The 25,708-nt window shown below is 58.8% G+C and carries 26 protein-coding genes, 1 tRNA gene and 1 pseudogene; 10 read left to right on the plus strand and 18 right to left on the minus strand.

Annotation, left to right across the window (positions count from 1 at the left end; all coding sequences use genetic code 11):
* The first annotated feature begins 188 nt into the window (after positions 1 to 188).
* The 3 genes from ACGSLL_RS10910 to ACGSLL_RS10920 all read left to right on the plus strand — a co-directional run bounded on the left by ACGSLL_RS10910 (position 189) and on the right by ACGSLL_RS10920 (position 2,575).
* A complete protein-coding gene (locus ACGSLL_RS10910) occupies positions 189 to 1,025 on the plus strand; it encodes an FkbM family methyltransferase (protein WP_394505658.1) in 837 nt (278 codons plus the stop codon).
* A 75-nt stretch (positions 1,026 to 1,100) separates the two neighbouring features.
* Positions 1,101 to 1,176 (plus strand) — tRNA-Thr (locus ACGSLL_RS10915).
* A gap of 241 nt (positions 1,177 to 1,417) precedes the next feature.
* Entirely contained in the window at positions 1,418 to 2,575 is a 1,158-nt protein-coding gene (locus tag ACGSLL_RS10920) for an ATP-binding protein (RefSeq protein WP_394505660.1), read from the plus strand.
* A 145-nt stretch (positions 2,576 to 2,720) separates the two neighbouring features.
* On the opposite strand, the gene ACGSLL_RS10925 is transcribed toward ACGSLL_RS10920, so the two are convergent.
* The 6 genes and pseudogenes from ACGSLL_RS10925 to ACGSLL_RS10950 all read right to left on the minus strand — a co-directional run bounded on the left by ACGSLL_RS10925 (position 2,721) and on the right by ACGSLL_RS10950 (position 6,276).
* Positions 2,721 to 3,362, minus strand: coding sequence for a BRCT domain-containing protein (locus ACGSLL_RS10925; protein WP_394505662.1), 642 nt, complete (start codon positions 3,360 to 3,362; stop codon positions 2,721 to 2,723).
* 204 nt (positions 3,363 to 3,566) lie between these two features.
* Positions 3,567 to 3,695: pseudogene (locus ACGSLL_RS10930) on the minus strand (helix-turn-helix domain-containing protein); the annotation flags it as partial.
* A gap of 165 nt (positions 3,696 to 3,860) precedes the next feature.
* Positions 3,861 to 4,286, minus strand: a complete 426-nt coding sequence (locus tag ACGSLL_RS10935) for a type II toxin-antitoxin system HicB family antitoxin (RefSeq protein ID WP_394505664.1) — start codon at positions 4,284 to 4,286, stop codon at positions 3,861 to 3,863.
* A gap of 83 nt (positions 4,287 to 4,369) precedes the next feature.
* Entirely contained in the window at positions 4,370 to 5,035 is a 666-nt protein-coding gene (locus ACGSLL_RS10940; RefSeq protein WP_394505916.1) for an RES family NAD+ phosphorylase, read from the minus strand.
* An 11-nt stretch (positions 5,036 to 5,046) separates the two neighbouring features.
* Positions 5,047 to 5,457 carry an MbcA/ParS/Xre antitoxin family protein gene (locus tag ACGSLL_RS10945; RefSeq protein WP_203420345.1) on the minus strand — a complete coding sequence of 137 codons (411 nt, stop codon included), beginning with the start codon at positions 5,455 to 5,457 and terminating at the stop codon, positions 5,047 to 5,049.
* 309 nt (positions 5,458 to 5,766) lie between these two features.
* Entirely contained in the window at positions 5,767 to 6,276 is a 510-nt protein-coding gene (locus ACGSLL_RS10950; RefSeq protein ID WP_394505667.1) for a PBECR2 nuclease fold domain-containing protein, read from the minus strand.
* Between the two features lie 443 nt (positions 6,277 to 6,719).
* On the opposite strand from ACGSLL_RS10950, the gene ACGSLL_RS10955 reads away from it, so the two are divergent.
* Entirely contained in the window at positions 6,720 to 7,646 is a 927-nt protein-coding gene (locus ACGSLL_RS10955) for a LysR family transcriptional regulator (protein ID WP_394505669.1), read from the plus strand.
* Here the strand turns inward: ACGSLL_RS10955 and ACGSLL_RS10960 are convergent.
* The 10 genes from ACGSLL_RS10960 to ACGSLL_RS11005 all read right to left on the minus strand — a co-directional run bounded on the left by ACGSLL_RS10960 (position 7,563) and on the right by ACGSLL_RS11005 (position 18,296).
* Positions 7,563 to 7,880: an AzlD domain-containing protein gene (locus tag ACGSLL_RS10960; RefSeq protein ID WP_090288359.1), complete on the minus strand. Its 318-nt coding sequence runs from the start codon at positions 7,878 to 7,880 to the stop codon at positions 7,563 to 7,565. The genes ACGSLL_RS10955 and ACGSLL_RS10960 overlap by 84 nt on opposite strands.
* Positions 7,859 to 8,575, minus strand: a complete 717-nt coding sequence (locus ACGSLL_RS10965) for an AzlC family ABC transporter permease (RefSeq protein ID WP_394505672.1) — start codon at positions 8,573 to 8,575, stop codon at positions 7,859 to 7,861. The genes ACGSLL_RS10960 and ACGSLL_RS10965 overlap by 22 nt, the downstream gene beginning before the upstream one ends.
* The gene (locus ACGSLL_RS10970; protein WP_394505918.1) at positions 8,572 to 8,949 is read right to left on the minus strand and encodes a GNAT family N-acetyltransferase; all 378 of its coding nucleotides are present in this window, start codon (positions 8,947 to 8,949) and stop codon (positions 8,572 to 8,574) included. The genes ACGSLL_RS10965 and ACGSLL_RS10970 overlap by 4 nt, the downstream gene beginning before the upstream one ends.
* Before the next feature lie 79 nt (positions 8,950 to 9,028).
* Positions 9,029 to 9,775, minus strand: a complete 747-nt coding sequence (locus ACGSLL_RS10975; protein ID WP_090288355.1) for a 2OG-Fe dioxygenase family protein — start codon at positions 9,773 to 9,775, stop codon at positions 9,029 to 9,031.
* Positions 9,776 to 10,006: 231 nt separating this feature from the next.
* A complete protein-coding gene (locus tag ACGSLL_RS10980) occupies positions 10,007 to 11,293 on the minus strand; it encodes an OprD family porin (protein ID WP_394505674.1) in 1,287 nt (428 codons plus the stop codon).
* A 296-nt stretch (positions 11,294 to 11,589) separates the two neighbouring features.
* On the minus strand, positions 11,590 to 12,258 hold the full coding sequence (locus ACGSLL_RS10985) for a DsbA family protein (RefSeq protein WP_394505676.1): 669 nt from the start codon (positions 12,256 to 12,258) through the stop codon (positions 11,590 to 11,592).
* Between the two features lie 372 nt (positions 12,259 to 12,630).
* Positions 12,631 to 12,843 carry a hypothetical protein gene (locus ACGSLL_RS10990; RefSeq protein WP_090288350.1) on the minus strand — a complete coding sequence of 71 codons (213 nt, stop codon included), beginning with the start codon at positions 12,841 to 12,843 and terminating at the stop codon, positions 12,631 to 12,633.
* Positions 12,844 to 13,089: 246 nt separating this feature from the next.
* Positions 13,090 to 14,196 carry an agmatine deiminase gene (aguA, locus tag ACGSLL_RS10995; protein WP_394505679.1) on the minus strand — a complete coding sequence of 369 codons (1,107 nt, stop codon included), beginning with the start codon at positions 14,194 to 14,196 and terminating at the stop codon, positions 13,090 to 13,092.
* 5 nt (positions 14,197 to 14,201) lie between these two features.
* Positions 14,202 to 15,080: an N-carbamoylputrescine amidase gene (aguB, locus tag ACGSLL_RS11000; protein ID WP_090288346.1), complete on the minus strand. Its 879-nt coding sequence runs from the start codon at positions 15,078 to 15,080 to the stop codon at positions 14,202 to 14,204.
* Positions 15,081 to 15,383: 303 nt separating this feature from the next.
* The gene (locus ACGSLL_RS11005; RefSeq protein WP_394505681.1) at positions 15,384 to 18,296 is read right to left on the minus strand and encodes an aminotransferase; all 2,913 of its coding nucleotides are present in this window, start codon (positions 18,294 to 18,296) and stop codon (positions 15,384 to 15,386) included.
* A 145-nt stretch (positions 18,297 to 18,441) separates the two neighbouring features.
* On the opposite strand from ACGSLL_RS11005, the gene ACGSLL_RS11010 reads away from it, so the two are divergent.
* The 5 genes from ACGSLL_RS11010 to ACGSLL_RS11030 all read left to right on the plus strand — a co-directional run bounded on the left by ACGSLL_RS11010 (position 18,442) and on the right by ACGSLL_RS11030 (position 23,339).
* The gene (locus tag ACGSLL_RS11010) at positions 18,442 to 19,032 is read left to right on the plus strand and encodes a DUF3916 domain-containing protein (protein WP_394505683.1); all 591 of its coding nucleotides are present in this window, start codon (positions 18,442 to 18,444) and stop codon (positions 19,030 to 19,032) included.
* Positions 19,033 to 19,114: 82 nt separating this feature from the next.
* Positions 19,115 to 19,660 carry a dTDP-4-dehydrorhamnose 3,5-epimerase gene (rfbC, locus tag ACGSLL_RS11015; protein ID WP_394505685.1) on the plus strand — a complete coding sequence of 182 codons (546 nt, stop codon included), beginning with the start codon at positions 19,115 to 19,117 and terminating at the stop codon, positions 19,658 to 19,660.
* A 42-nt stretch (positions 19,661 to 19,702) separates the two neighbouring features.
* Complete coding sequence (locus ACGSLL_RS11020; RefSeq protein WP_394505687.1) at positions 19,703 to 21,511, plus strand: sensor histidine kinase; 1,809 nt, start codon at positions 19,703 to 19,705, stop codon at positions 21,509 to 21,511.
* Positions 21,508 to 22,887 carry a sigma-54-dependent transcriptional regulator gene (locus tag ACGSLL_RS11025; protein WP_394505689.1) on the plus strand — a complete coding sequence of 460 codons (1,380 nt, stop codon included), beginning with the start codon at positions 21,508 to 21,510 and terminating at the stop codon, positions 22,885 to 22,887. Before ACGSLL_RS11020 ends, ACGSLL_RS11025 begins: the two co-directional genes overlap by 4 nt.
* Positions 22,884 to 23,339, plus strand: a complete 456-nt coding sequence (locus ACGSLL_RS11030; protein ID WP_394505691.1) for a YiiD C-terminal domain-containing protein — start codon at positions 22,884 to 22,886, stop codon at positions 23,337 to 23,339. Before ACGSLL_RS11025 ends, ACGSLL_RS11030 begins: the two co-directional genes overlap by 4 nt.
* Positions 23,340 to 23,541: 202 nt before the next feature.
* On the opposite strand, the gene cysQ is transcribed toward ACGSLL_RS11030, so the two are convergent.
* Both cysQ and nudE read right to left on the minus strand, forming a co-directional pair.
* Complete coding sequence (gene cysQ, locus ACGSLL_RS11035; RefSeq protein WP_394505693.1) at positions 23,542 to 24,369, minus strand: 3'(2'),5'-bisphosphate nucleotidase CysQ; 828 nt, start codon at positions 24,367 to 24,369, stop codon at positions 23,542 to 23,544.
* A 7-nt stretch (positions 24,370 to 24,376) separates the two neighbouring features.
* Positions 24,377 to 24,946 carry an ADP compounds hydrolase NudE gene (gene nudE / locus ACGSLL_RS11040; protein ID WP_394505695.1) on the minus strand — a complete coding sequence of 190 codons (570 nt, stop codon included), beginning with the start codon at positions 24,944 to 24,946 and terminating at the stop codon, positions 24,377 to 24,379.
* Positions 24,947 to 25,034: 88 nt separating this feature from the next.
* Between nudE and yrfG the strand changes: the two genes are divergently transcribed.
* Positions 25,035 to 25,697, plus strand: a complete 663-nt coding sequence (gene yrfG / locus ACGSLL_RS11045) for a GMP/IMP nucleotidase (protein WP_258450876.1) — start codon at positions 25,035 to 25,037, stop codon at positions 25,695 to 25,697.
* Positions 25,698 to 25,708 lie beyond the last annotated feature (11 nt).

The raw sequence follows: 25,708 nt of genomic DNA on the forward strand, positions 1-25,708 counted from the left end.
AAAAACCGGACTAAGTCGCTAACCAAGGCTTCCCGTTGTGCATAAGCCGCCAATGAAAACGGCATAACCGCCGAATTCCGGGCATCCAAAGCGAATAATTGCGAGCGTCCGCCAGCCTTGCTATACAAAGCCTCACCGCCTCGCCAGCACATGCCTGAACAATAAAAACCGACCGACAGGAAGCGACCGTGACGTTCATCTCCTATGCACAGAACTTTGAAGACGTCCGCCTGTGGCGCGCGCTCAAGCAGGTCGAGCACGGCTGCTACATCGACGTCGGCGCCAATGATCCGTGCCACGACTCGGTCACCAAAGCGTTCTACGACCATGGCTGGCACGGCATCAACGTCGAACCGATGCAGAATTATTACGACGCGCTCTGCCAGCAACGCCCGCGCGACACCACCTTGCAATGCATCGCCAGCGACCAGCCCGGCGCCGTAACCTTCTACGGCATCCCGGACACCGGCCTGTCCACCGCCGACCCCATCGTTGCGCAACAACGCAAAGACCTCGGCATGAACGTGCACGATCTCACGGTCGAGGCCCGCACACTCACTTCGATCTGCGAACAACACGCCGCCGACCGGCCCATCCACTTTCTCAAGATCGACGTCGAAGGCCACGAAGAAACCGTCCTGCGTGGCATGGACTTCAGCCGCTTCCGCCCATGGATCATCCTGATCGAAACCCCATGGCTGCGCGATCACACCTGGGAACACCGGGTCACCGACGCCGGCTATCAGTCAGTCATGTTCGACGGCCTCAACACCTGGTTCCTCGCCGACGAACACCTCAACCTAAAACCGGCCTTCGAGCTTCCACCCTGCAACCTTGACAACTTCCAGCTCTGCCGCGGCCACGCCCTCGCCCACCCGCTCAACCCCGACGAACCCGACACCGCCAGACAACTCGCCGACGCCCAGCACCGCGCCGAGCAGGCTGAAAGCCAACTGCATGCACTGCAAAACAGCCGCACAGTGCGTGCCGCGCAGAAGCTGCGAAACATACTGCGCAGAGCCTGATTTGCAGCAACGCAAAAATAGTCTGAATTCAGGGGTTTACAGGATCTTCCCAATCGCTATAATCGTCGCCCACACGCCGGTATAGCTCAGTTGGTAGAGCAACTGACTTGTAATCAGTAGGTCCCGGGTTCGACTCCTGGTGCCGGCACCATACAAAACGAAGCCCCTGCAGAAATGCAGGGGCTTTGTTGTTTCTGGGTATTTATATTTTTGGGCGACGTCTCGCCTTGATAGGACCTGCTCCTGCCCTTTTTAGGTAAAGCTCTACTGCTCTGCTTGTTTGCGACGTAACTGGCAAACGCCGCGTTTGCGCCAACGGTTCAAATCTCAATTTTTATAATGAATTATGAACAGCCAATAATTATGGCTTGCCCACAATCAGGGGTAATTGGATGAGCAACATCTTTCAGCGCTCTGAGTTGGCTGAATCGATGGCAAACCAGCTTTTGAGTCCGAGCGTACTCGATGAAGGTCTGCGCTCAGGCCTATTCCTGTCCAGCCCGCGCCGTACAGGCAAAACCACATTTCTGAGGAACGATCTTGTCCCGGCACTGGAAGATCGCGGTGCTTTGGTAATTTACGTCGACCTGTGGAGCAATACTCTCGCTAAGCCAGCCACGCTCTTACACACCGCCATCCAAAAAACTCTGAAAGATCTCCAAACGCCGGGCTCCTCGGTACTGGAAACATTCAGACGCGTCAGCAATGTCGAAACTGGCGCCGCAGTATTCAAGTTCGGCTTCAAACTCGACAGCATTGGCAGCCCCCACGGACCGACACTGGCGCAAGCACTCACAGAAGTCGTGGATCAAGCGAAGACAGATCTGGTATTGATCATCGATGAAGTGCAGCACGCCATCTCCTCCGATGACGGCAACCAGTTACTCTTGGCGCTCAAAGCCGCTCGGGACGCAATCAACCCACGACCACATACACCGGGCTATTTCCTTTTCATCCGGACCGGCTCCCACAGGGCGCAAGTCAGCGAACTGACCGCCAAACGCAACCACGCCTTCTCCGGCGCCACGTCAGCCACCTACCCGTTGCTCAAAGGCGATTACGTTGAATTCCTGCTCAACCGACTCGCAATGACAGTAAAGAAGGAGAGGCTGCCCTCCCTCGAAGTCGCCATCGATGCGTTCGATACCTTGGGAAACAGACCTGAAGAGATGCTCAAAGCCCTGCGCCAGCTATTGCAGCAAGAGGGCGAGCCCGACGTTTTCCTGCCCGTAATCGCCAGCACTTTACGCTCTGCGGCGGCGAGCATTGAGCTGGAAAAAGTTGAACAACTGGGCAGCCTGGCCCAAGCCATCTTCAACAAAATCGCCTCAACTGAAGGCGATGCACGCGGGATATTTTCCACTGACGCAGCGGCTGAATATTCAAAATCAGTAGGGCGAGAAGTGCGTGTCGAAGAGATTCAACCGGTGGTGATTGCGCTGGTTGCCGAAAACATCATCATGCGACGCGGGCACGGGATTTATGCGATCACAGATCAGTTTGTTCAAGAGATCTGGCTGGAAGAGCGGGCTTTGATTGAGGGGAGTTAGGTTGCGGGCTGATCCACACTGTCGTGGTTCGCGCCAATTACGATTGGCGGCCTGCAACTCGCGCGATCAGAGCGATATGATGGAGGCACACGATTAACACACCAAAAACACAGGGGTGAGTTTCCCAAAACACCAACGAACAACTTCAACCAAATAGCATCTTCTGCCAATGATCCTCACCCACAATGGCAATCGACGCTCCCGCTTCACGCAGCTCGACGGCTTTCATGATCTTCGTTCCATAAGTGCTATGGCGCCACTGCTCATTACCCACGCTACCAACCACCAGGTAATGCACCTTTCTACTGATGCTGCCCCCAATCAGGCCGCCTCGTTCTTCGACCAGCGCCTGACAATCCTTACGCGGCCCAAAGGCCATGACGCCGGTAAAGACGAACATTCGGCCGTCCCAAACCAAATCGGGGACCGGTGAGTTGAATGGAAGGTCTGTAGGAATAACGGCCGCAGTACCGCCATCCTTCGGTCCCTCAATGCGCACTCCTGAGAAACTACGCAGAATATCAAGCAGCTCTCGCGACTCATCCACGTCTAGAGCATTGTCCTGAAGCATGCACGCCAAACGTGAATACAGCAGATTGATCACCGGATCGTTCAAATGCGCGAGGTTGTCCTCCAACCACTGCTTTAGAAATACCGCCTCAGCTATGTTCACGATACCGTCGGCTGTAATCCCAGCGGCCAACCCGACCAAAGCATCGGCGGCGCGACGATCGATACGGGATCGGTGGAAAAATTGGCTGTTCTCAAACTCATGATGTAGATCCATTACGCGTTTTCCTTGAGTAGTGCACTGGCTCGATACTGAAGCATAAGCAAGCAAGTAGATGTTGTATTCAAAGCTAGCATCACTGGGCGCAAATACCGCTTTTGAAACAAGAAAAGATAGGTCCGCCCCGTTCGTGCTTTCCCTACAAAGCGAAGCCCCTACGGAAATGCAGAAGCTTTGTTAATTCTCGGGTGCGGATACTTCACCCATCTTATCTGGCGTGCCGACTGGTGGTGAAAGCGTGCCTTCGGTGACGCGTGCAGCTTTTCCAGCATTCATTTGCCGTACAGAGTCCAGCAAATCCTGCTGAAATTGTTCCTTCTCACGATCCATCGTTTATCCCTCTTACAAGTCGCTTTGGAAGGTTGCCGCCGAGCCGCTGAACTCTGCCTGTTTATCAGTAGTAAACGCTCGAAAACGACGCAGATACCGCGTCATATTTGGACGCTGCGCTCTGAACCGCCTCATATGGTGATCTTTCTAACGTTCAATGCTGAACTACGCCGCCTCCACCGATAAAGAAATCCGTCGCCCTAACCGTTGCAATGCGCGCTCGACATTCTCGATTTTTGAGTGGTGCAGGAAATCAACTAGCCGATCGACCTGGGGCCGTTGCACACCAAGACGACGCGCCAGTTCGGCTTTGCTGACACCTGACTCCAATAGCGAATTCCAAAGCGCAACTTTCGCGGCAGTCAGTGCAGGAAGGCGCAACACAACACCGTTTTCCTGCTCTTCTGTGTGAGCAGTTGGGATCAACCGGCGATCATCCACATAGATGGAAAATGCCGTCTCAATCGCATCGATGGCGGTAGCTAATGCCTCCCCCAGAGTGTCGCCGACAGCGTGCATCTCTGGAATAGCAGCGCAAGTCAGCCAGACGCTGCCCAGCTCTTCGTGAACATCCAAGGAGTATTCGAACATCACACTTTCTCTAATGGGTACAGCTGAGGCCTCAATTGAACACCAGCTGTTCCGTTACCGTTTTGACGCAAGGCATTTCAGTCTCAAACCTGATTAATCTCAAACACGATCGAAATCTTGCGCTCGTTCGCACTCCACACATAGCGCAAATGCTTCCCCTGCTTGGGAATCGAAACCGCCGGCGGCCGAAGCGCCGCGACACATTCATGCCCAGCCATTCGCACGCTGTTATAAAGCAAGCCCCACGATTCAGCATCGCGCAGTTGCCGCGCGAACGCCTGCGATGGCCCATACGCTTCCGGGTCAGGCTGATGCAGACTTTCGAAGCCTTGGCGAACATCATGCAGCGGCTTGACCACTCGATTGACGTAAGTGCGCATGGTCAATTCAAGATCAGCTTCCTGAGTCGCAGCGAGAAAACGCTCCTGATGAAAACAGGTCTCGGCAATCGCCGCTGCCTGGCTGCTGGCGGCGTAGTAGACGCCGAAGGTGCCGTCACTGAAACGGCTGCGTTTGCCGACGTGGGTGAAGGCGGCCATCACCGGGCTGGAGCCGGGGCCGGACAGGCGATCTTCGGGGCGTACGCGGGCGAGCACGCCGGCCTGTTCGATCAGGCGATCGTTGGTCAGTGCTTCGATGGCGTAGGCGACTTCGAGGTCTTCGGGGTCGAGGACGTCTTCGAACAGGGCGATCGGCGGGAAGCTGCTGTTGACGATGCGATACGCCCGCGGCCATGGCACATCGACCAGCGCCGGGGTCTTCAACCGCGCACTCCGTCGAGATAGCGGCGCACATCCGCGATGTCGATCACCCTCCCCGCCAGCATGTAATCGAGCGCCGTTTTGCCATTGAACGGTGCTGCCGTGTTCGGGCTGCTGACCCACGTGTAGGCACGTTCGCGGCTGTTGCTGAAGATGATGCTCAACGCCTTGTGAATGCCCATCAGGTACGAAATGCGCTCAAGAGTGTCGTGGGGCAAACGGATGTTGGGCGGCAGGTGCTTGTATTTGTAGAAGGTGGTGTTGCCGACGCCGCCAAGTAACGTACGTTGCTGCTCGGCGCTGCAGCCCCAGTGCTCCATGAGATTGAAAAAGAACTTCAGCGCAACGCGGCCGGCTTCGGGGGCGTCGAGTTGTTCATGGGGCGTGAGGGCTGTGGAAGAGGTCGGCATGTCTAATCCTTCGTGGCTGATCAGCAAAGTGAGCTTAGTACAAATATGAATAGATTCAACTTCATGGTCCACATACGGATTGTTAATTCAAAACCTCAGGTTGACACCTCAGTGTTCCCCAGCACAAAATCGGGCCCAAGAGCGCGAAACCGACTGCCTTCAGGTGGCTATAGTCGGCGTTAGGAACCCCGTTGATGACCTGAAAATCAGCGCTCGGGTGAGACCTCTTCTCCCCTGCTTGAGGGAGCACAATATCAAGCGACATACATGAAAAGGGCAGCCTTAAACGGCTGCCCTTTTTCGTTTTTGCTATTCGTAACGCTGATATAACAGTTCACCGTGGCGATGCTTGTTCAAGCCTTTCCTGTCGCAGTTCATGAAATTCCACAGTACGTTACCGCGCTCGATGTGGATCACTACCAGCATCTGATATTTAGTGTCGTAGGCCCCGATGAAGGAAAGTCGAAACGAAGCGTCGTCGTAGCGAACCCTCCATATCTCAAAGGGATTCGTCAGGGTATCTCGCGCAAATAAGGTGAACCGCTCACGCGCATTCGGGCGCTTTTCCACCGCATGAAGCAAATGTTCACGCTTCACCAGAATCGGCGCGTAGGGCGTTTCGATCAGAACAGCGTCTAGACCATCATCAAGTCCAAAGCCTCTGGCAACTTGCTCCCACGCTGCATTCAGGGACGATGCACTAGGTAATTCACTCACCGAAGAAATCAGTAGCTCTGGGTCAATATCTCGAATGTCCGGCAACTTCAGGTCTTTCCAGTTATTTTGATCGGGCAACGCCCTGCTTACCTGCAAACCCATGGCATCGACTCGCTAGCTTCGCGGATGCCGGCATTGCCTGGATATCCATCGCCTCGGACTAAAAGTCCCGAAAATAACTGCCTGACATTCCAGCTATTTTTGCTTTGGTGGTAAATCAGCCCCTTCGCTTTTTTCGATAGGACGCTTCCGGCAGAGATACAAAACAGCGACGTATCGGTGTGGGAAAAAACTCGAAATGCTGTAATCCCTACTCGTAAAAAACCGTTTCAGTCACACTCGAGACATCGACTTTCTTGACCCCCATTACCCCCTCCCCACCAAAAACCCCGATCCTGTGTCAGCCTCCAGCCATCGGCGGGGAAATCAATTCGCTACCAAGTCCGCGACAACTATGCTCAGGTACGGGAATATAGCCAGCATATGGCGCCGGTTCGGTCGTCTCGTAAACAACAATACCCAGCCCACTTCAGAGGGCATTACCCATGGATAGCAGAACCTTACGCAACCTGATGCGCATCGTGCAGACCGGCTCGTTGTCGGCCGCGGCGGAGCATTCGTGTCTGACCGTGCAGGCGTTGGCCGCGCAGTTGAACAAAGTCGAAGAACAGTTCGGTTTTCGTTTGTTTCGACGCTCCAACAAAGGTCTGACGCTGACGCCGCAAGGCACCGAGCTCACGCCTTACATCGACAAAGTGTTGATCGCGACGCGACAGATGGAAGAAAAAGTCGCGGCCTTGAAAGTGCCGGGCCAGCGCACGTTGAAGGTGGCGTTGAACAATACCCTGGCGCCTGACTTCAACCGGCGCATGATCGGGCGGCTGATCGAGGTGTTTCCGGATTATCAGATGGAGTTCAGCTACGCCGAGTCGATGGAGAATCTCAGCAAGCTGAAAAATGAGGATTTCGACCTGGCGGTGTTGATCGGTCCGCAGCGGCCCGGCTTGCCGAGCATCGTACTGCCGGACGTGCAGGTCCAGGTGGTCGGTGCGCATTGCGGTCAGGAAAACGATCCGCTGACGTTGCTGGGCAACAAGTTTCAGGTGCGTCCTGCGGAAGATTGTCCGTATTCCCACAGCTTTTTGCGCTTTCTCGATGCCGGGCTGGGCAATCACGAGAATGGCCAACGCATGGTTTATTCGTGCAGTGAAACCCTGACGCTGTCGTTGATCACGCAGATGGACGCGGTGGGCATGGTCTCTCGCGAGGCCGCACAGAAAAACGGCCTGACGATTTTCCCCGGCTTCGAGGATTTCCTCGAAGTGCGCCTGGCGGTGAACAATCCGGAGTTGTCGAGCCAGGCGTTGAGCGATGTCGTCGACTTGCCGTTACATGAACGAGCCGAGCGCAATGTACGCAGCCGTCCCCACCGCCACACTGAGAAAGAGGTTTTTGCTGAAATACGCACATAGCAACGTCGGAATCGCGGCATAGAATTCCGGGCGATCAAGCTGTATCTGCCGGTCCTTGATCAACAAAGGGGTCAGGCTGATCGCGGCGACGATCGCCACCGGTAAGTATTCCAGTGCCCGCGCGATAAACGGCGGCCAGTGTTCGGTGTTGATTTGCAGCGGTAGCGCGCGTGGCAGGAACGTCACCGCCATCATCAGCGCGACTACCAGAATCAGGAACGTTTGGTCAGGCATACACCGACTCCGCAGCCCACAAACGTGGCGATAAACACATTGAACGGCGAACTGCCCATCAGGCTCAACGCACCCATGCAAACTACCGCAGCGGCGGCAGCGATGAGTTTGTTGCGTGTGTTGCACAGCGACACCAGCACATACAGCATCATCGCCGTCAGGGCGTAATCGAGCTGATATTTGATCAGGTGCGCGGCGTACTGCGCGCACACCGCGCCGAGCAGGCCACCGAGCACCCAAGAGGTGTGGCAGAACAGGTTAAAACCGATCAAATAGCGCACGTTGACCGGGGCGCCCGTGCCGAGCTTGACGCTGTGGAACGCAAAGGATTCATCGGTCAGGCCACCGGCGTAGCACCAGCGCTCCATGCGGCTCAGGCCGAGCGCACGCAGGGCCTTGGCCATATACACCGACATCAGCATGTGCCGCGCGTTGATCAGAAAAGTCGTCAGCACGATGGTGGTCAGCGATGCGCCGCTGGAGATCAGCGCCAGCGCGGCGAATTGCGAAGCGCCGGCATAGACGAACAGACACATCGCCACCGGCAGCCACATCGGCAGCCCGGCATTCACAGCCATCAGGCCGAACACGAACGCCACCGTGAAATACCCGGCGACCACCGGGCTGGCTTCGGCAAACGTGCGCGACGGCTGATGGTTGACCATCAACGGCGCACTGCCGGACGTTTCATTCATAGGTCCCTCTCAAATGTCCGTTCGCCGTGAGGCTCGCAAAAACCCTGGGCGGCCCAAAAACGCTTGCCCGCGAGGTTAGCATCGTCGACAAACAGGAACATCCGCAACACCCCGACCCGTTTCATGTCCGATGACGCCGCTTCAACCAGGCGTTGACCGACGCCCTGGCTGCGATAGCGTGGGCTGACCGCCAGGTGATTGATGGTGCCGCGGCTACCGAGCATGCCGCCTAGCACCGCGCCGACGATTTCGCCGGCAACGTCAAAGGCCAGATAGGCGGTTGTGGTTTTCTGGATCAACACGCCGCGCAGGCACTTGGCGTCCTGCCATTGGCAGAACGACACTTCATCGAACTGACGGAAGAAGCGCTCCATGCGCTGCGCATCCTTGGCAGTGGCGCGGCGCAGCACCACGGGCGTCGAGCACTCGACGCCATCGATTGGGGTGATCTGATTAGCGAACAATGTCGAAAGCGGTCCCGGGCCGCGAGAAGGAAATCGCCAGAATCTGCCGGAATGCCATGGCATGGGTGTGCGTATTGCGCGCCGGGGTCACGTAGTGGCGCATGTCACGGTCGAGGAAATACGTCGTGTCGAGAATTTCCTGGTAAGTGGTCGACGCCAGTTGATGCTCGTGAATGTCGTACAAACGACTCTCCGCACCCTCGACGTTATTGCGCCCCCAGAAATGCACACCGCTGAACGGGTAGCCGTCGCAGTGAATGCCTTCCGGGGTGATTTCCAGTTGTTTGCCGGGTTTGATTTCGATGCGGATCTGATGGATCTGGCACTGCCAGATTTCATCGTGCAGCTCTTCCGGCAGTACGCTTTTATACACTTCGAAGTCGGTGTCGATCAGGCTGCGCATCACCGGCGAATTCATCACTTCTTCAGAGAAGTCCTGGAAGTGCCGCACGACGCCGCCGACATAGGCATTGTTTTCCTTCGACTGCACGTAAGCACGATGTTCGAGTTGCTTCAGTTCGCGAGTCTTCGGGTTGTATTCGAAGTCGCTGTAACGACGGTAACGCATGCCGGCTTCGGCCTGACCGTAGTAACTGTCAGGCTCCATGTTTTCCCAACTTTTGGTCAATCTGACGAAGTCGGCAAAATGACCGTAGAGATTGAAGTCACCACCCTGGACGTTGACATATTTGTCGCGCCGTAGCGATTCGCCCACTTCTCTGTTCAAAACGATCATTACCCAAATCTCCGCTGCGTTGAGCGGCCTAATCTATTAGGTGGAGAATTTGCGTCCATGAGAAAGAATTTCAGGCATTTGAAGCGCTGTTTGAAACGGCACTTGCAGCGCTTGAAAAGCAACTTTTACATGACAAAAACACGGGGTTTTTCGTCTTTTTGTCGAAAAACCGGCGAAAAAAAACCCCGAACGAATCGGGGTTTTCTCATTTTCGTTACAGCTGCCCGAGCATCAGAAGATGTTGATCGGGTAGTCGACGAATACACGCAGCTCGTTGCCGCTGACGTTGTATTCACTGGATTTCTGCGATACGCGCAGAATCGAGCTGCGCAGTTTCACGCTCAGGTCTTTGGCCGGGCCACTTTGCACGACGTATTTGACCTGGTTGAAGATTTCGCGCTCGGTGCCGCCTTCGCTGGTCGACGTGGTGATGTTGTCGCCACGCACGTAGGCAAAGTTGTAGCTCAGACCCGGTACGCCGAATGTGCTGAAGTCCAGGCCGTAGCCCAACTGCCAGCTGCGTTCGTCTTCGGCGTTGAAGTCGGACCAGTAGGAGTTGGCCAGGTAGATGGAGTTACCGCCGTCGCCGACACGACCCTGATCTTTCTGATAGCCACCGTAGGCGTAACCGAGGTTGCTGTCGCCCGTCGAACGCTGGTGCGCCACGGTGAAAGAGTGCGGGCCGGTGGCGAAGGTCGCTGCCAGGCTCCAGATCTTGTTGTCGTCGCCGGTTACGCTGTTTTCGCGGACGTACGAGTTGTCCAGCTTGGTGCGATAACCGTTGAAGTCCAGGGTCAGCGACTGATCCTTGTTGAACGGAATCACGTAGTTGGCATTCACGTACTGTTTCTTCAAGACGTCTTCAACGTCGGAGGCGTACAGCGCGCCTTTGAAGTGTTCGGTGAACTGATAGCTGCCGCCCAGGACGTTGATCGCCTTCAGACCGCCGCTGTCACGGCCTTCATCGCTCTTGCGCGATTCGGCGGTGAAACGCCCGGCATTCAGTTCCAGACCTTTGATCTCACGGGAAGTGATCAAGGTACCGGTGTAGCTTTCCGGCAGCAGACGCACGTTGTCGTAGCTCAGTACCGGCAGGGCCGGCATCTGGTCGCCATAAGTCAGCACGGTGTTGGACACACGGAATTTGACCGCTGCGCCGCCCTTGGCGATGTCGTGCGCCGCGCGACCGTCGTTTTCCTGTTTGAAGAAGTCGATACCTTGCGCGCCGGTGCGACCCTGGCCGCCGTCCAGACGCAGCGCATACAGACCAAATGCGTCAACGCCGACACCCACGGTGCCTTGGGTGAAGCCGGACGAGAACGTACCGATCGCCGCTTGACCCCACTCGGCTTTGTCCGGACGACCGTCCTTGTAATCACGATTGATGTAGGCGTTGCGCAACAGCACTTTCAGGCTGCTGTCTTCAACGAAACCCTTGGATTCGGCCTGGTCGTTAGCCATGGCCTGTGTAGCACTCAACATCCCCAGTGCGATCAGACTGATTCGCTTGTTCAACATTTTGTTTTCCTTATTACGGGTTGAAACGCGCTGTGTCGAACGGCTTGAACGGCGCTTTTGCACTCTTGTATTCACCCCGAAACAAAAAGACCCGCCGCGATCATGTCACGGCGGGCCTGCTCCCTGTTTTGAGTCATGGCGGTTAGCCACAGGCGTTGGGCCGAATCGTAGCCGCGCCCCGAACAATGTGTCAATTTCAAGAATCGTCTTTAAATAGGCAGAAATCGTCTAAGAAACGTAAATTTTGCGCTGGCTGCTTGCTGTTAATTGCAGGCAGCCAGTGAATCCGTAACGTATCAAACACAGCCGTCGGTGCTACAGAATGCAGCCTGTTGGCCCGAAACATCGGGCGCGCTGGTCTGGCTCAGCCAAGCGGCGAAGGCTTGCGGTTTTCCCAGCCACGGGCTGATGTCGATGGTGCTGAATTGCCCGTTGTGTTCCAGCACGAACGTTGGAAAACCCTGCCCGCCGACGCGGGCCAACAGTGCGCGACTGGTCTTTATATGCTCGGTGGTTTGCGCAGCCTCAAACGCGACCTTGAAAGCTTGCGCGGCATATCCCGATTGCAGGGCGATTTCCAGCAGCACTGGCTCATCGGCAATCCGCCGGCCGTTCACGTAATGCGCCGTCTGCAAATGCCCGAGCAGCTGCAGGCCGCGGCCGTCGATAGCTTCCGCCGCCAGTACTGCCGCGATCGGAGGCGTCGAATCGAAAACTGCTGAAGGGTCACGCAGCAACCCGTCGAAATAGGCTTGGCCAAAAGGCTGGCCGGTGTATTCGGCGATGCGTCGATCATGAGGCATGACGTAATCACGCAATTGCTCGCAAACGCGCTGGCGGTTGCTGCCGCTCATCATTCCACCGGCGTGAGCGGCGACGGGCAAGACCTGCTGCGCCGCTTCGACCAGCGGCTTGGCGCCGTAACACCAGCCACAGAGCGGGTCATAGATGTAGTGAAGGATCACCTGAGAGGACTCCGATAGAAGTAATTGCAGCAGGTTAGCCCCATCACCCTGGCAGAAAAACGCTGCAACGGCTTTCAGTCTGTTTCGTGAACCGGTCGAATCACGGACCTGCTGATCGACCTCAGTCCCAAATCGCCAACCAGGCGTGCCATGCAGCCGAATCATGACCGGCACCGAAAATGTCTGATTTCACACAAATCCTGTGGGAGCGAGCCTGCTCGCGAATGCGGTGCACCAGTCAATGAAGAGGGTCGCTGACACAACGCTTTCGCGAGCAGGCTCGCTCCCACATTGAATTCGGTTGCACAAACAATCGGGCATAAAAAAGCGCCGCCTTCCCGGCAGCGCTTTTTCCAATCCCTGTTGTTCTTCTTATCCTTCCATCACAGCCCACAACGCATCCAGTTCGGCCTCGCTGAACAGGTCAGCGGGATAGCGCTCGATCATCATCCGGCGCGGATCAGGTTCTCTGATCTGACGCGTTCCATTGGACTTCAACCAGTGCGCCACACGCTGGAGCGTTTCGCCGTTAACGGCCATGGGATGCAAAGTCCGCTCGCTGATTACGTTCACTTCGGCGTTCATTTCAGCGCTCTCTCCCCGTTCGTGAGCGGCTACGTTATCCAAGATTCATGACAGAACTGTTGAAGTTCTTCTCCCTCCCTAGTGCAACAGAAGCAATACAAGAGCTATGCCAAGCTTTTGGTCGGGCGACCGGCAGAGACAAAAAAAGCCCGCGGTCCTTTCGGGCCGCGGGCTTGGTGTTCCTGACCGGTACGTTAAAAAACGTCTGGCTTTTTTACCTGTTATCTCAGGCTGTTACGACTCAACTCACTCTTTGTGCGGCGCCGGTTGCTGTTGGGTAAGGCAGTGAATATTGCCCCCGCCCAGTAACAGTTCGCGACCGGGCACCATCACCACTTCGTGCTGCGGGAACAGCTTCTGCAGGATTTCCCGGGCCGGCGCATCCATCGGATCGTCGAAGCTCGGCGCGATGATGCCGCCATTGACGATCAGGAAGTTGACGTAGGAACCAGCCAGGCGCACGGACGGGTTGCGCTCCTGCGAACCGTCGACCGGGTCGACGCCGGCGCACTCTTCTTCAGTCGCGTACAGCGGTCCCGGAATCGGCATCTTGTGCACCGTGAACGGGCGGCCCTTGGCGTCGGTGCTGCTTTGCAGTACGTTCATTGCGGCTTGGCAGCGCGGATAGTTCGGATCCTGCGGATCATCAGTCCAGGCCAGCAACACTTCGCCCGGACGCACGTAGCAACAGAAGTTATCCACATGGCCGTCGGTTTCATCGTTGAACAGGCCATCCGGCAGCCAGATGATCTTGTCCACAGCCAGATTGGCGCTGAGCACTGCTTCGATTTCTTCGCGGCTCAGGTGTGGATTGCGATTGCGGTTGAGCAGGCATTCTTCAGTGGTGATCAGCGTGCCTTCGCCGTCGACGTGAATCGAACCGCCTTCGAGCACAAAACCTTCAGTGCGGTAACGCGGGCTGCGTTCGATCTCAAGGATCTTGCCGCCGACCTGCGAATCACGGTTCCACGGCGCATACAGGCCGCCAGCGAAGCCGCCCCAGGCATTGAAATCCCAGTTCACGCCGCGCACTTCGCCGCTGTTGTTGATGACGAACGTCGGGCCGCTGTCGCGCACCCAGGCATCGTCGCTGGACATCTCAACCACGCGGATATTCGGCACATCGAGGCGCGCACGGGCGTTTTCATATTGGCCGGCGGAGACCGCCACAGTCACCGGTTCGAAACGGGCGATCGCTTTGGCTACCGCGGCGTGTGCGGCCTGCGCCGGTTTGCCGCCCAGGCGCCAGTTGTCCGGGCGTTCGGGCCAGATCATCCAGGTCTGGGTTTGCGCTGCCCACTCGGCCGGCATGTAGAAGCCGTCGGCGCGTGGGGTGCTTTTCAAGGTGGTCATCGGGATCAGGACTCCAGGGAACCGTCGAGGGTTTTCAACGCACCGTACAGGTTCGGACGGCGGTCGCGGAATGAACCCCACGCGCTGCGAATGTGTTCGAGCTCGTCAAGGTTAAAAGTGTGCACAAGAATACCTTCTTCGGTTTTATTCAGCTCCTGCACTTTTTCGCCGAACTGGTTGGCGATGAATGACGAGCCGTAGAACGTGATGTCATAGCCGTCCTGTTCTTCGCGGCCAATGCGGTTGCTGGCGATCAGCGGCATCAGGTTCGCGCCGGCGTGGCCCTGTTGCACACGCTGCCAATGGTCGCGCGAGGAAATCGTCTGGTCGTGCGGTTCGCTGCCGATCGCAGTCGGGTAGAACAGGATTTCCGCGCCCTGCAACGCCATGCTGCGCGCCGCTTCCGGGAACCACTGGTCCCAGCAGATGCCCACGCCGATTTTTGCGTAACGGGTGTTCCACACTTTGAAACCGGTGTCGCCGGGGTTGAAGTAATACTTCTCGTGATAGCCGGGACCGTCCGGAATGTGGCTTTTACGATAAATCCCGAGGTTGCTGCCGTCAGCATCGATGATCGCAATGCTGTTGAACCGCGCACGGCCGGCCAGTTCGTAGAAGCTGATCGGCAGTACCACTTGCAGCTCTTTGGCGATGTTCTGGAAATGCTTGATCGCGACGTTGTCCTCGACCGTCGTCGCCAGCTGCAGGTAGTCCGGGTTGGGCTTCTGGCAGAAGTATGGCGCCTCGAACAACTCCTGAATCAGGATGATCTGCGCGCCTTTGGCAGCAGCTTCACGGACCAGTCTTTCAGCGATTTCGAGGTTGGCGTGCAGATCCCACGAACAGGCCATCTGAGTAGCGGCAACGGTAACGATACGGCTCATGAATCATCTCCCGGCAGGTGCTTCGACGGTCGGAAAGTCGACCGAAAAGTAAACGCGCGCCGGACAAAAAGATCGCCATGCCGGAGCGATGGCGACTTTATAGCCGATAAATATCGGCTTTAGAAGCGATCGAAACGCCTTCCGTCGAAATAAAACCTAAAAATACCGATACAAATCGAACTGCCAACCTAAAATAACTGTGGGAGCGAGCCTGCTCGCGAAGGCGATCACGCAGTCAACAATGATGTCGATTGATCAATAGCTTTCGCGAGCAGGCTCGCTCCCACAGGAGATTCGCAACGCTTACAGGCCTTCGCTGAACACCCGGTCGAGCATGTCCACGAAGAAATCCACGCTCTGGCGCGATGTCACCATCGGCGGTTTGATCTTGAGAATATTCAGATCATCGCCAGTCGGCTGCATGAAGATTCCCAGCTCACGCAAGCGATCGCACAGCAGCGCGGTCTCTTCGGTCGCCGGTTCCAGCGTGTCGCGGTTGCGGATCAGTTCAAGCCCCAGATAAAACCCCGAACCATGCACCGCTCCCGCGAGCGGATGTTTATCGATCAACGCTTCGAGCCGCGCCTTGAAATGGCCACCGACCACCTGGGCGTTTTCCCAGAGTTTTTCTTCTTCCATGGCGTCCAGCACTGCCATGCCGATCTGGCAACTGACCGGACTACCGCCCGCCGACGAGAAGAAATAGCCCTCGGCCTCCAGCGCCTCGGCGATTTCGCGCCGCGTGATCACCGCGCCCAATGGCTGGCCGTTGCCCATGCCCTTGGCCATGGTGATGATGTCCGGCACCACGCCCTGTTCTTCAAAGCCCCAGAAAAAATGGCCCATGCGCCCGTAACCGACCTGTACTTCATCGGCAATGCATACGCCGCCCCGGGCGCGCACCAGCCCATAGACGTGTTGCAGATACCCCGGCGGCAGCGAGATGCCACCGGCATTGCCGTACACCGGTTCGCAGATGAAACCGGCCAATTGGCGATTCTGCTCAGCCAGTTTGTGTAATTGGTGTTCCACGCTGCGCACGTAGTCCGGGGTGGAGTCGAGGCCACGGAATTCACCGCGATAAGTGTTCGGCGCGGTCACCGGATGCACCCAGTCCGGGCGACTTTCGAGGGCTTTGGGGTTGTCGGCGATCGAAGTCGATACCGCATCGGCGCCGACCGTCCAGCCGTGATACGCCTCCAGCACACTCAGCATGTCGCGCCCGCCGCTGTAGGCCCAGGCCAAGCGAATCGCCAGGTCATTGGCCTCACTGCCGCTGTTGACCAGAAACACCCGGTCCATGCCTTCCGGCGCCAGCTTCAGCAGGCGTTCGGAAAACTCGGCGACTGCCGCATAGTTGAAGCGCGAGTTGGTGTTGAGCAGCGACCATTGGCGCGCCGCCACCGCCGCCATGCGCGGGTGGCCGTGACCGAGCACCGCGACGTTATTGAGCATGTCGAGATAGGAACGGCCCTGCATGTCGATCAGGTGATTGCGCCAGCCGCGCTCGATGCGCGGCGGGTCGACGTAGTAGTGTTTTTGCGTGCGGGCGAAACTGGCGTCGCGCCGTTCAAGCAGGGTTTTGCCGTCCAGTTCCGGCTCGGCATTACAGGCCAGCCCCAGCACCGCGGCCGGCGAAGGACAAAGGGCCTGCCACGCCGCCGCGCGCATTGGCGCGCAGAACAACGGCGCCGGCATTTGTGCGTCACGGCAAAGTTGCACCAGCAACGGTCCGCGGACCGCAGCCAGCGCCTGCCCTTTGGCCAGCGTCGAACCGCCGGGCAGCGAGGCCGTCACGCCCCACAGCCGTACGCTGAGCTGCGGGCCGTCCAGACAAACCGCGCCGTCAGCCGTCTCGCGCAGGACACCAGTGAACGGCGCTTGCACGACGCTGCCATGGGGAACACGCAGTTCAACGTGCAATGGGAAAGTCTGCGGCTCGACGGCGCTGTCAGGCTGTGTGCGTGACAATCGATACTGGCCGTAACGGCTCGCCGCCAGACCATGAGCGGCTGCGGCATCGTCCAACAGGCGCTGATCAACGCCCGTCTGCTCCCAATTGCCAGCCTCGAAATGCGGACTCAGAACGCCAAGGTCGATCAGGGCAAACTCGCGGCCGACCAGTCCCGGTAGCAACGCTGCGAAATCGCCACTGTCGATCGCCGGCAGGCTGCGCCCCACCGAGGTCAGGATCGCCGCTTCCATCAGCGCCAACGGCACCGACGTCGCGACACGGAAAATTTCCCACTCATGGCTGAGGTTGTCGCGGCTGTAGTCGTTGGTCGGATCGATGCTGACCTGCTGCTCGCCACTGAGCACCAGTACCGCCGCGCGCGCGACGATCAACGGCCACAGCGCCTGCAACTCCTCATGGTGCAGCGGATTGACCGCGTGGTAGGCCTGCACCGCCGGCAGAATGACGAATGGATCGCCGGCGGCATGGTGCAGCAAAGCAGCGCAGGTCACCGACAGATCGGTGATGCGCCAGGTGCGCACCAGATCGCCGAAGTCGATCACGCCCTGCAATTGCCAATGGCGTTGAGCATCGCGCTGCCAGACGACATTGTCATCGGTGATGTCCATATGGATCGCCTGCACCGGCAGTTTGTCTTGCAGCGGCTGCAAACAACGCTCGGCCTGTTCGGCAGCTTCGGCAATCAATGTGCGTTGCTGTTCGTCCTTGATCACCGGCAGCAGATGCTCGATCAAGGCACTGGCGTGGCGTGCGTCCCACTGCAAGGTACGCGCAAGCCCCGGATGATCGAACCCGGCGAGGGCCAGATCCATCTCACCGCATAGCCGCCCAAAGCCAGCCACGACCTTCTGGCCGAGATGCGCAAGATGCGTCAGCGACTGGCCCTCGATGTAATCGAGCAGACGCACGTGCACCGCTTCACCGCCGGTCTGCAGCGTCAGCAAGTCCTCACCGTTGTTGGCCACGATGACGCGCGGCACCATTATCGCCGAGTGCTCGGCCAGATATTTCAGACCCGCATGCTGGGCTTGCAACTCCACCAGTGCGTAATCCCCCCGGCAGATTTTCAATACGAAGCGCCCACGCGAGCTGTCGACACGGTAGTTGAGGTCCTGCTGACTGCCGAGCGCCTGCAGTGTGCCGCTGAGCCCGTAATGTTCCGCCAGCCATTGCTGTACTTGCTCCTGCGCAACCTGCGGGCTGGGCAAACTGGCGCGGTGAATCAACGTGGCGAGCGGCATGGAACGACCCCTGAAATTTTATTAGGCGCTTATATCGCCATTGCTTCAGAGGTTGCGCAACTCTTTATCACAACGACAAAGCAGTTAGACGCGGCAACGTCGTAGCGAGAGCGTCGCCGGGAAAATTCCACACAGGAGTTTTAGATTGAGTTTCCGTGCGACTCTCGGCAACCTGCGTGCTGAGTTTCCACTGCAGGATGCAATCCTCGTCATGTCCTTCCGTCGCCTCGCCCTTTCGAATAAAAAGGTCCGCAACATCCCTCGCCGACTACGTGCCTTGGCTAACTGGGCCGCTGACTTCGAGGGGCATTTTCCAGCCGGCCTGACCCAGGAAAGTAGATACTGCAACTGGAAAATTCCGATCCATATGTCGTTGGTGGAAGGAAAACAGGCCACCGCCGAACTGAAAAGGCAATGCGCGCAGCACATGGTCGACGCAGCACAGCATCTGCGCCTGTCACGTCCAGCGGGCGCCATCGACTGCCGGGTTGTTGCAGCCATTTGTGTTCCGTGCATGTTTTCCAGCGAAATTTGTATCTATACAGATCTCGAATACCATCGCGGTCATATCCCTTTGGCTGACAGCGAAGAAGTCGAAACCGGTAGAAGCCTGGCTCAGGAATGGGGATTCGTCCTGCCACCCGGCATGGGTGAACGAGGCTTACGCTACAAGGTTGAAAACTGGGAAGGCCAGATTCATGAAGAAGAACGCTGGTATTTCGGTGAGGTCGACTGATTCGACCACGCCATCCGCGCTCGCACCGCGCAGCTCTTTGCGCAAGAATGGCGACCTTTCAAGCCCGACTACGGAAATCTTCATGAATGTAATCACCACCGATCTGCCCGGTGTTCTGATCATCGAACCCAAGGTGTTTGGTGACGAGCGCGGTTTCTTCTACGAGAGTTTCAATGCCAAGGCGTTCCGGGATGCGACCGGCCTCGATATGCAATTCGTCCAGGACAACCACTCGCGTTCGCAAAAAGGGGTGCTGCGCGGCCTGCATTACCAACTGCAAAACACTCAGGGCAAACTGGTTCGCGTGACGGCCGGTGAGGTTCTGGATGTGGCCGTCGATATCCGCCGCAGCTCGCCGGACTTCGGCAAGTGGGTGGCCGTGCGTCTGTCGGCCGAAAACCATCGCCAGCTGTGGGTGCCGGAAGGTTTCGCCCATGGTTTTGTGGTGCTGAGCGAGTTTGCCGAGTGTCTGTACAAGACCACTGATTACTACGATCCATCGTCCGAACGCAGCATTCGCTGGGATGACCCGGCGTTGGGCATCGACTGGCAGCTCGACGAAGCGCCGAAACTGTCGGCCAAGGATCAGGCCGCCGTGCTGCTCAAGGACGCTGACGTCTTCGCCTGAGGCCGGGCATAATGCGCCTGTCCCTACAGGCGTTACCGGCTCATGAAACCGACTCTTCCCCGCAGACCCCGCTGGCGCAGCCTCGCCCTGCTTGCGCTGTGCCTGGCGCCGCTGTTGTGGCCGCTGGAGCATCTGGCCGAGCGCTATTACCGCAGCGAGCTGGCCGGGCAGAACCGTCAGACCCTCGACCTGTACGTCGCCAACCTGCTCGGCACCCTGCACCGCTACGAGGTGTTGCCGCAAATTCTCGGCGACTTGCCGGCGCTGCGCGCCGTGCTTGGCGCGCCGGACGATGGCGTTACCCAAGGCAACGCCAATCGCCTGCTGAAGAACATCGCTGCGCAGACCGGCGCCGAAGTCATGTACCTGATGGACACCAGCGGCCAGACGCTGGCGGCGTCGAACTGGGACAAACATGACAGCTTCGTCGGCCGCAATTTCTCGTTCCGCCCGTATTTCAGCGAAGCCATGGCCGGGCGCCTCGGGCGTTTCTTCGGCCTCGGCACGACGTCGGCCAAACGCGGTTATTTCTTCGCCGCCGCCGTGCGCAACGGCGAAAAGATCATCGGTGTGCTGGTGATCAAAGTCGACCTCGACCATACCGAAAGCCTGTGGGGCAAAACCCCGGAACAACTGTTGGTCACCGACCACAACGGTGTGGTGATCCTGACCTCGCGGCCGGAGTGGCGTTTCCGCTCGACCCGCGAATTGAGCGATACCGAGCGCTCGGCGATCACCGCGATCCAGCCGTACCCGACGCGTGAGCCGCGGCCGCTGAACCTCAGCGCCGACGCCTGGCTGATCCAGACCCACGACATCGCCGAAACCGGCTGGAGTGTCAGCATCCTCGCACCACGGACGCTGATCGACCGCCCGGTGCGCACCGTCGTCGCGATTGGCGGCGCGACGCTGCTGGTGGTGATGCTGCTGGTGGGGCTGATGATGCAGCGCCGTCGGCATTACCTGGAGCGCATCGCCTTCGAGGCCAAGGCGCGGCGCGAACTGGAAGGTCGGGTTGCCGAGCGCACCAGCGATCTTGAAGGCCTCAACCGACGCCTGAAGCAGGAAGTGCTCGAACGCGAAACCGCGCAGCAGGAATTGGTCCGCGCCCAGGATGATCTGGTTCAGGCTGGCAAACTGTCGGCGCTGGGGACCATGTCGGCGAGCATCAGCCACGAACTCAATCAGCCGCTGGCGGCGATCCGCAGCTACGCGGAAAACGCCGAGGTGTTGCTCGATCATCAACGCACCGACGACGCGCGCGGCAATCTCAAGCTGATCAGCGAACTGACCGGGCGCATGGCCTCGATCATCGCCCACCTGCGCGCCTTCGCCCGACGCGATCGCCATGCCCCGGAAAGCGTCGCCCTGCAACCGGCGCTCGACGATGCGCTGGCCCTGCTGGCCAAGCGTCGACGCAGCATGGAGGTCGAACTGATCCGCGATCTGCCCGCTGCTACGCTGTGGGTCGAGGCGGGTGAAACCCGTCTGCGCCAAGTCCTGGGCAACCTGCTCGCCAACGCCCTCGATGCCCTGACGGAAAAGGGTCCGCCGCGCAAACTCTGGCTGAGTGCCGAATCCACTGCCGACGGCGTCAACCTGTACATTCGCGACAACGGCCCGGGGTTCTGCATGGAAGCCCTTGGCCGCGCCAGCGAGCCCTTCTACACCACCAAGACCCGCACGCAGGGTCTGGGTCTGGGGCTGGCCATTTGTGAAACACTGATGCGCGCCTTCGGCGGTGAACTGTCGTTCGCCAACCACAGGCAAGGTGGCGCCCTGATTACCCTGCGGCTGCGCGCCGGCGCGCCCGGGGTCAGCCTGCAACCCTCCGAGGACCGAAGTGCATGACCATCGACAATCGCATTCAGGTGGTGTTGATCGACGACGATCCGCACCTGCGTCAGGCCCTCGGCCAGACACTGGATCTGGCCGGCCTGAAAATCCTGCCCTTGTCTGAAGCCAAAGGTCTGGCCGCGCAACTGGAGCGTGACTGGCCGGGCGTAGTGGTCAGCGATATTCGCATGCCGGGCATGGATGGCCTCGAACTGCTGAGCGAATTGCACGCACAGGACCCGGAGCTGCCGGTGTTGCTGATCACCGGCCACGGCGACGTACCGCTGGCGGTGCAGGCGATGCGCGCTGGCGCTTATGATTTTCTCGAAAAACCCTTTGCCAGCGACGCGCTGCTGGACAGCGTGCGCCGCGCCCTCGCCTTGCGCCGCCTGGTACTGGATAACCGCAGCCTGCGCCTGGCCCTCAGTGATCGCAATGAGCTGAGCGCGCGGCTGGTCGGTCATTCAACGCCGATGTTGCGCCTGCGCGAGCAGATCGGCGCGCTGGCGGCGACCAAGGCTGATGTGCTGATTCTTGGCGAAACCGGCGCCGGCAAAGAAGTGGTCGCCCGCGCCCTGCACGACTTGTCCAGCCGCCGCAACGGCCCTTTCGTGGCAATCAATGCCGGCGCACTGGCCGAGTCGGTGGTGGAAAGCGAACTGTTCGGCCACGAACCCGGTGCGTTCACCGGCGCGCAAAAACGCCGGATCGGCAAGTTCGAATTCGCCAACGGCGGCACGCTGTTTCTCGATGAAATCGAAAGCATGAGTCTGGACGTGCAGGTCAAATTGCTGCGCATGTTGCAGGAACGCGTCGTCGAGCGACTGGGTGGCAATCAACTGATCCCGCTGGACATCCGCGTCATCGCCGCGACCAAGGAAGACCTGCGCCAGGCCGCCGATCAGGGGCGCTTTCGCGCCGACTTGTATTACCGCCTGAACGTGGCGCCGCTGCGGATTCCGCCGCTACGTGAACGCGGCGAAGACGCACTGCTGCTGTTCCAGCACTACGCCGATGAAGCCAGCGCCCGCCACGGTCTGCCACCCCACGAACTGCAACCGGCACAACGCGCGTTACTGCTGCGTCACACCTGGCCGGGCAACGTGCGTGAACTGCAAAACGCCGCCGAACGCTTTGCCCTGGGTCTGGAACTGGCGCTGGACAACGGCGAAGGCAGCGCCGGCGCACCGGTCGAAGTCGTCAGCGGCGGGCTTAGCGAGCAAGTGGAAAACTTCGAAAAAACCCTGATCGCCGCAGAACTGGCGCGCTCACACAGTTCGGTGCGCAGCCTCGCCGAAGCCCTGGGCATTCCGCGCAAGACCCTGCACGACAAATTGCGCAAGCATGGCCTCAACTTCGGCGACAGCAGCCAGGGGGACGAAAACGAATGAGCGGCAACACTGAATATCTGCAATCGGTTCTGCATCACGATATCCCGCTGACCACCGAGATGGGCCTCACGGTACTCGAGTGGCGTGAACAGCGACTGAGCCTGCATTTGCCGCTCGCGCCGAACGTCAATCACAAGAGCACGATGTTTGGCGGCAGCCTCTACTGCGGCGCGGTGCTGGCCGGTTGGGGCTGGCTGCATTTGCGCCTGAAGGAAGAAGGGATTACCGACGGGCACATTGTGATTCAGGAAGGGCAGATCAGCTATCCGCTGCCGGTGACGGGCGATGCCACGGCGATTTGCCCGGCGCCTGACGCGAAGGTATGGAAGAAGTTTCTGGCGATGTATCAGCGCTATGGGCGGGCGCGGTTGACGCTTGATACGCGGATCGTCAATCAGGGCAGTGAAGCACACGCCGTGACGTTTACCGGGCAGTACGTTTTGCACCGTTGAAGATCAACGGCCCCTCACCCTGGCCCTCTCCCGGAGGGAGAGGGGACTGATTAGGGGATGCTGCAGATTTACGTCTACCTGAAACTGCTTTGCCGAATCCACAATCGACTCGAATCTACAGGTCGATGCATCGCGCCAGACACCTCGGTCGGCTCCCTCTCCTGGGGGAGAGGGCTGGGGTGAGGGCAAGCTGGACAGAATCCTAACCCCGGGCCAACTCCAGCAATCTCTCACGCCACGAAGCCTTCGCCGGCAACGCCAGAAAGAACTCATTCAACAGCGATTCCCGCGCCGGATAACAAAACGCTTCACCGCGCAGATCCAGCACTTCGCCCCCCGCGCCTTCCAGCACGCCCTGCGCTGCTGCCGTGTCCCACTGCGAAGTCGGCGCCAGTCGCGGATAACAATCCGCCGCGCCTTCCGCCAGTAAACAGAACTTCAGCGAGCTGCCAATGTTGGCCAACTGCAACTCGCCCAGACTGGCACTCAGCCCGGCCAGCAGACGCTCCTGCTCAGGACTCGAGTGTCGGCGGCTGGCAACCACGGTGAAGGCTTCGCCCGGTTGCAGCGCGTCACGCACCTGAATGGCAACCGGTGTACCGTGCTTGTCGCACCGCCACGCGCCAAGCCCGGCGCCGCCGACGTAGTAGCGACTACTGGTCGGCATCGACACCACTCCAAATACCACCCGACCGTTTTCGATCAGGGCGATGTTGACGGTGAATTCTTCGCTGCCACTGATGAATTCCTTGGTACCGTCCAGCGGGTCCACCAGCCACCAGCGCTGCCAGCCAGCACGCACGCTTTGCGGGATATTGGCGTCTTCTTCCGATAACACCGGGATGCTCGGGTCCAGTGCTGTCAGCCCAGCGACAATCAGGTGATGCGCGGCCAAGTCGGCTGCGGTCACCGGCGAATCATCGGACTTGGCCGTGACTTCCACGCCCGAGCGCCAGAACGGCAAAATCGCCTCGCCAGCCTGTAATGCCAGGGCAACAACAGGTGCCATCAACGGGTGGGGGAAATTCATCGACATCTCACTCAAGATTGAAAGAACCGCGCTGAGTCAGCAGGTCGCGGGTCAGATACAGCGCCGCCAGCGCGCGCCCTTCGGAAAACTGCGGATTGAGCGCCAGCGCCGACAGCTCGCGCAGGTTGATCTTGTCGACGCGCATCGGCTCAGGCTCGTCGCCCTCCAGGCGCTCTTCGTACAGATCGGTGGCGAGCACCACCTGAATCTTCTGGCTCATGTAACCGGGCGACAACGACAGCTCGGTCAGGTGTTCGAGTTGCCGCGCGCCGAAACCGGCCTCTTCCTTGAGCTCGCGCTCAGCCGCAGCCAGCACATCCTCACCCGGCTCGATCAGGCCCTTGGGCAAAGACAATTCGTAGGCATCGGTGCCACCGCAATACTCTTCGACCAGCACCGCATGTTCGGCATCGAGCATCGCCACGATCATCACCGCGCCGTAGCCCGCGCCTTTGCCGACCAGCCGCTCGTAGGTGCGCTCCACGCCGTTGGAAAAGCGCAGCTTGAGTTCTTCGACCGCGAACAGACGACTGGTGGCGACGATCTCGCGGGCAAGTACGGTGGGTTTCTGGCGCATGCGAAGCTCCTTGGCGTGAACGCGCTACTATAACGCGGCTTTCCCGATTGTTTACCTCGGATATCCTTCTACCGCTCGAGACGTTGCCATGCCTTCATTACCGTGGTCCGACATCGATACCGTCCTGCTCGACATGGACGGCACGTTGCTGGATCTGCACTTCGACAACCACTTCTGGCTCGAACACCTGCCCCAGCGTTACGCCGAACTGCATGGGGTCAGCCGAGCCATGGCCGAGATGGAACTGCAGCCGCTGTTCGAGCGCCACGCCGGCCAGTTGCAGTGGTATTGCCTGGACTTCTGGAGTGCGGAACTGAAACTGTCGGTGCGCGAACTGAAACAGGAAACCGCACATCTGATCGCTTTGCGCCCGGATGCCGACACCTTTCTCGAGGCGATCAAACGCGCCGGTAAACGGGTGATCATGATCACCAATGCGCACCGCGATTCGCTGTCGCTGAAACTGGAGCGGATCGAGCTGGCACCGTACTTCGAACGGCTGATCAGCTCGCACGATTACGGTTATCCCAAGGAAAATCCGCAGTTCTGGGATGCCTTGCAGGCGGATATCGGGTTCGATCCGGCGCGCAGCCTGTTCATCGACGACACCTTGCCGATTCTGCGCAGTGCGCGGGATTTTGGCGTAGCGCACTTGCTCGCGGTGAAAGAGCCGGACAGCCGCAAGGGGCCGAAGGACACCGCCGAGTTTGCTGCGGTCGAGGATTATCGGGATTTGATCGCAGGGCTTTGAAACCGCAGTGC

The organism is Pseudomonas retamae (assembly GCF_043496865.1).
GTDB lineage: Bacteria > Pseudomonadota > Gammaproteobacteria > Pseudomonadales > Pseudomonadaceae > Aquipseudomonas > Aquipseudomonas retamae.

Bases quoted from the DNA above. Each gene is read 5' to 3' on its own strand.
- ACGSLL_RS10950 (WP_394505667.1), bottom strand. From the start codon at position 6,276: ATGGGTTTGCAGGTAAGCAGGGCGTTGCCCGATCAAAATAACTGGAAA.
- rfbC (WP_394505685.1), top strand. From the start codon at position 19,115: ATGAATGTAATCACCACCGATCTGCCCGGTGTTCTGATCATCGAACCC.
- ACGSLL_RS11020 (WP_394505687.1), top strand. From the start codon at position 19,703: ATGAAACCGACTCTTCCCCGCAGACCCCGCTGGCGCAGCCTCGCCCTG.
- ACGSLL_RS10925 (WP_394505662.1), bottom strand. From the start codon at position 3,362: ATGGATCTACATCATGAGTTTGAGAACAGCCAATTTTTCCACCGATCC.
- ACGSLL_RS10945 (WP_203420345.1), bottom strand. From the start codon at position 5,457: ATGCCGACCTCTTCCACAGCCCTCACGCCCCATGAACAACTCGACGCC.
- ACGSLL_RS10955 (WP_394505669.1), top strand. From the start codon at position 6,720: ATGGATAGCAGAACCTTACGCAACCTGATGCGCATCGTGCAGACCGGC.
- ACGSLL_RS11005 (WP_394505681.1), bottom strand. From the start codon at position 18,296: ATGCCGCTCGCCACGTTGATTCACCGCGCCAGTTTGCCCAGCCCGCAG.
- nudE (WP_394505695.1), bottom strand. From the start codon at position 24,946: ATGCGCCAGAAACCCACCGTACTTGCCCGCGAGATCGTCGCCACCAGT.
- ACGSLL_RS11025 (WP_394505689.1), top strand. From the start codon at position 21,508: ATGACCATCGACAATCGCATTCAGGTGGTGTTGATCGACGACGATCCG.
- ACGSLL_RS10975 (WP_090288355.1), bottom strand. From the start codon at position 9,775: ATGATCGTTTTGAACAGAGAAGTGGGCGAATCGCTACGGCGCGACAAA.
- ACGSLL_RS10965 (WP_394505672.1), bottom strand. From the start codon at position 8,575: ATGAATGAAACGTCCGGCAGTGCGCCGTTGATGGTCAACCATCAGCCG.
- ACGSLL_RS10980 (WP_394505674.1), bottom strand. From the start codon at position 11,293: ATGTTGAACAAGCGAATCAGTCTGATCGCACTGGGGATGTTGAGTGCT.
- ACGSLL_RS10990 (WP_090288350.1), bottom strand. From the start codon at position 12,843: ATGAACGCCGAAGTGAACGTAATCAGCGAGCGGACTTTGCATCCCATG.
- ACGSLL_RS11030 (WP_394505691.1), top strand. From the start codon at position 22,884: ATGAGCGGCAACACTGAATATCTGCAATCGGTTCTGCATCACGATATC.
- aguA (WP_394505679.1), bottom strand. From the start codon at position 14,196: ATGACCACCTTGAAAAGCACCCCACGCGCCGACGGCTTCTACATGCCG.
- cysQ (WP_394505693.1), bottom strand. From the start codon at position 24,369: ATGAATTTCCCCCACCCGTTGATGGCACCTGTTGTTGCCCTGGCATTA.
- yrfG (WP_258450876.1), top strand. From the start codon at position 25,035: ATGCCTTCATTACCGTGGTCCGACATCGATACCGTCCTGCTCGACATG.
- ACGSLL_RS10920 (WP_394505660.1), top strand. From the start codon at position 1,418: ATGAGCAACATCTTTCAGCGCTCTGAGTTGGCTGAATCGATGGCAAAC.
- aguB (WP_090288346.1), bottom strand. From the start codon at position 15,080: ATGAGCCGTATCGTTACCGTTGCCGCTACTCAGATGGCCTGTTCGTGG.
- ACGSLL_RS10970 (WP_394505918.1), bottom strand. From the start codon at position 8,949: ATGGAGCGCTTCTTCCGTCAGTTCGATGAAGTGTCGTTCTGCCAATGG.
- ACGSLL_RS10935 (WP_394505664.1), bottom strand. From the start codon at position 4,286: ATGTTCGAATACTCCTTGGATGTTCACGAAGAGCTGGGCAGCGTCTGG.
- ACGSLL_RS10960 (WP_090288359.1), bottom strand. From the start codon at position 7,880: ATGCCTGACCAAACGTTCCTGATTCTGGTAGTCGCGCTGATGATGGCG.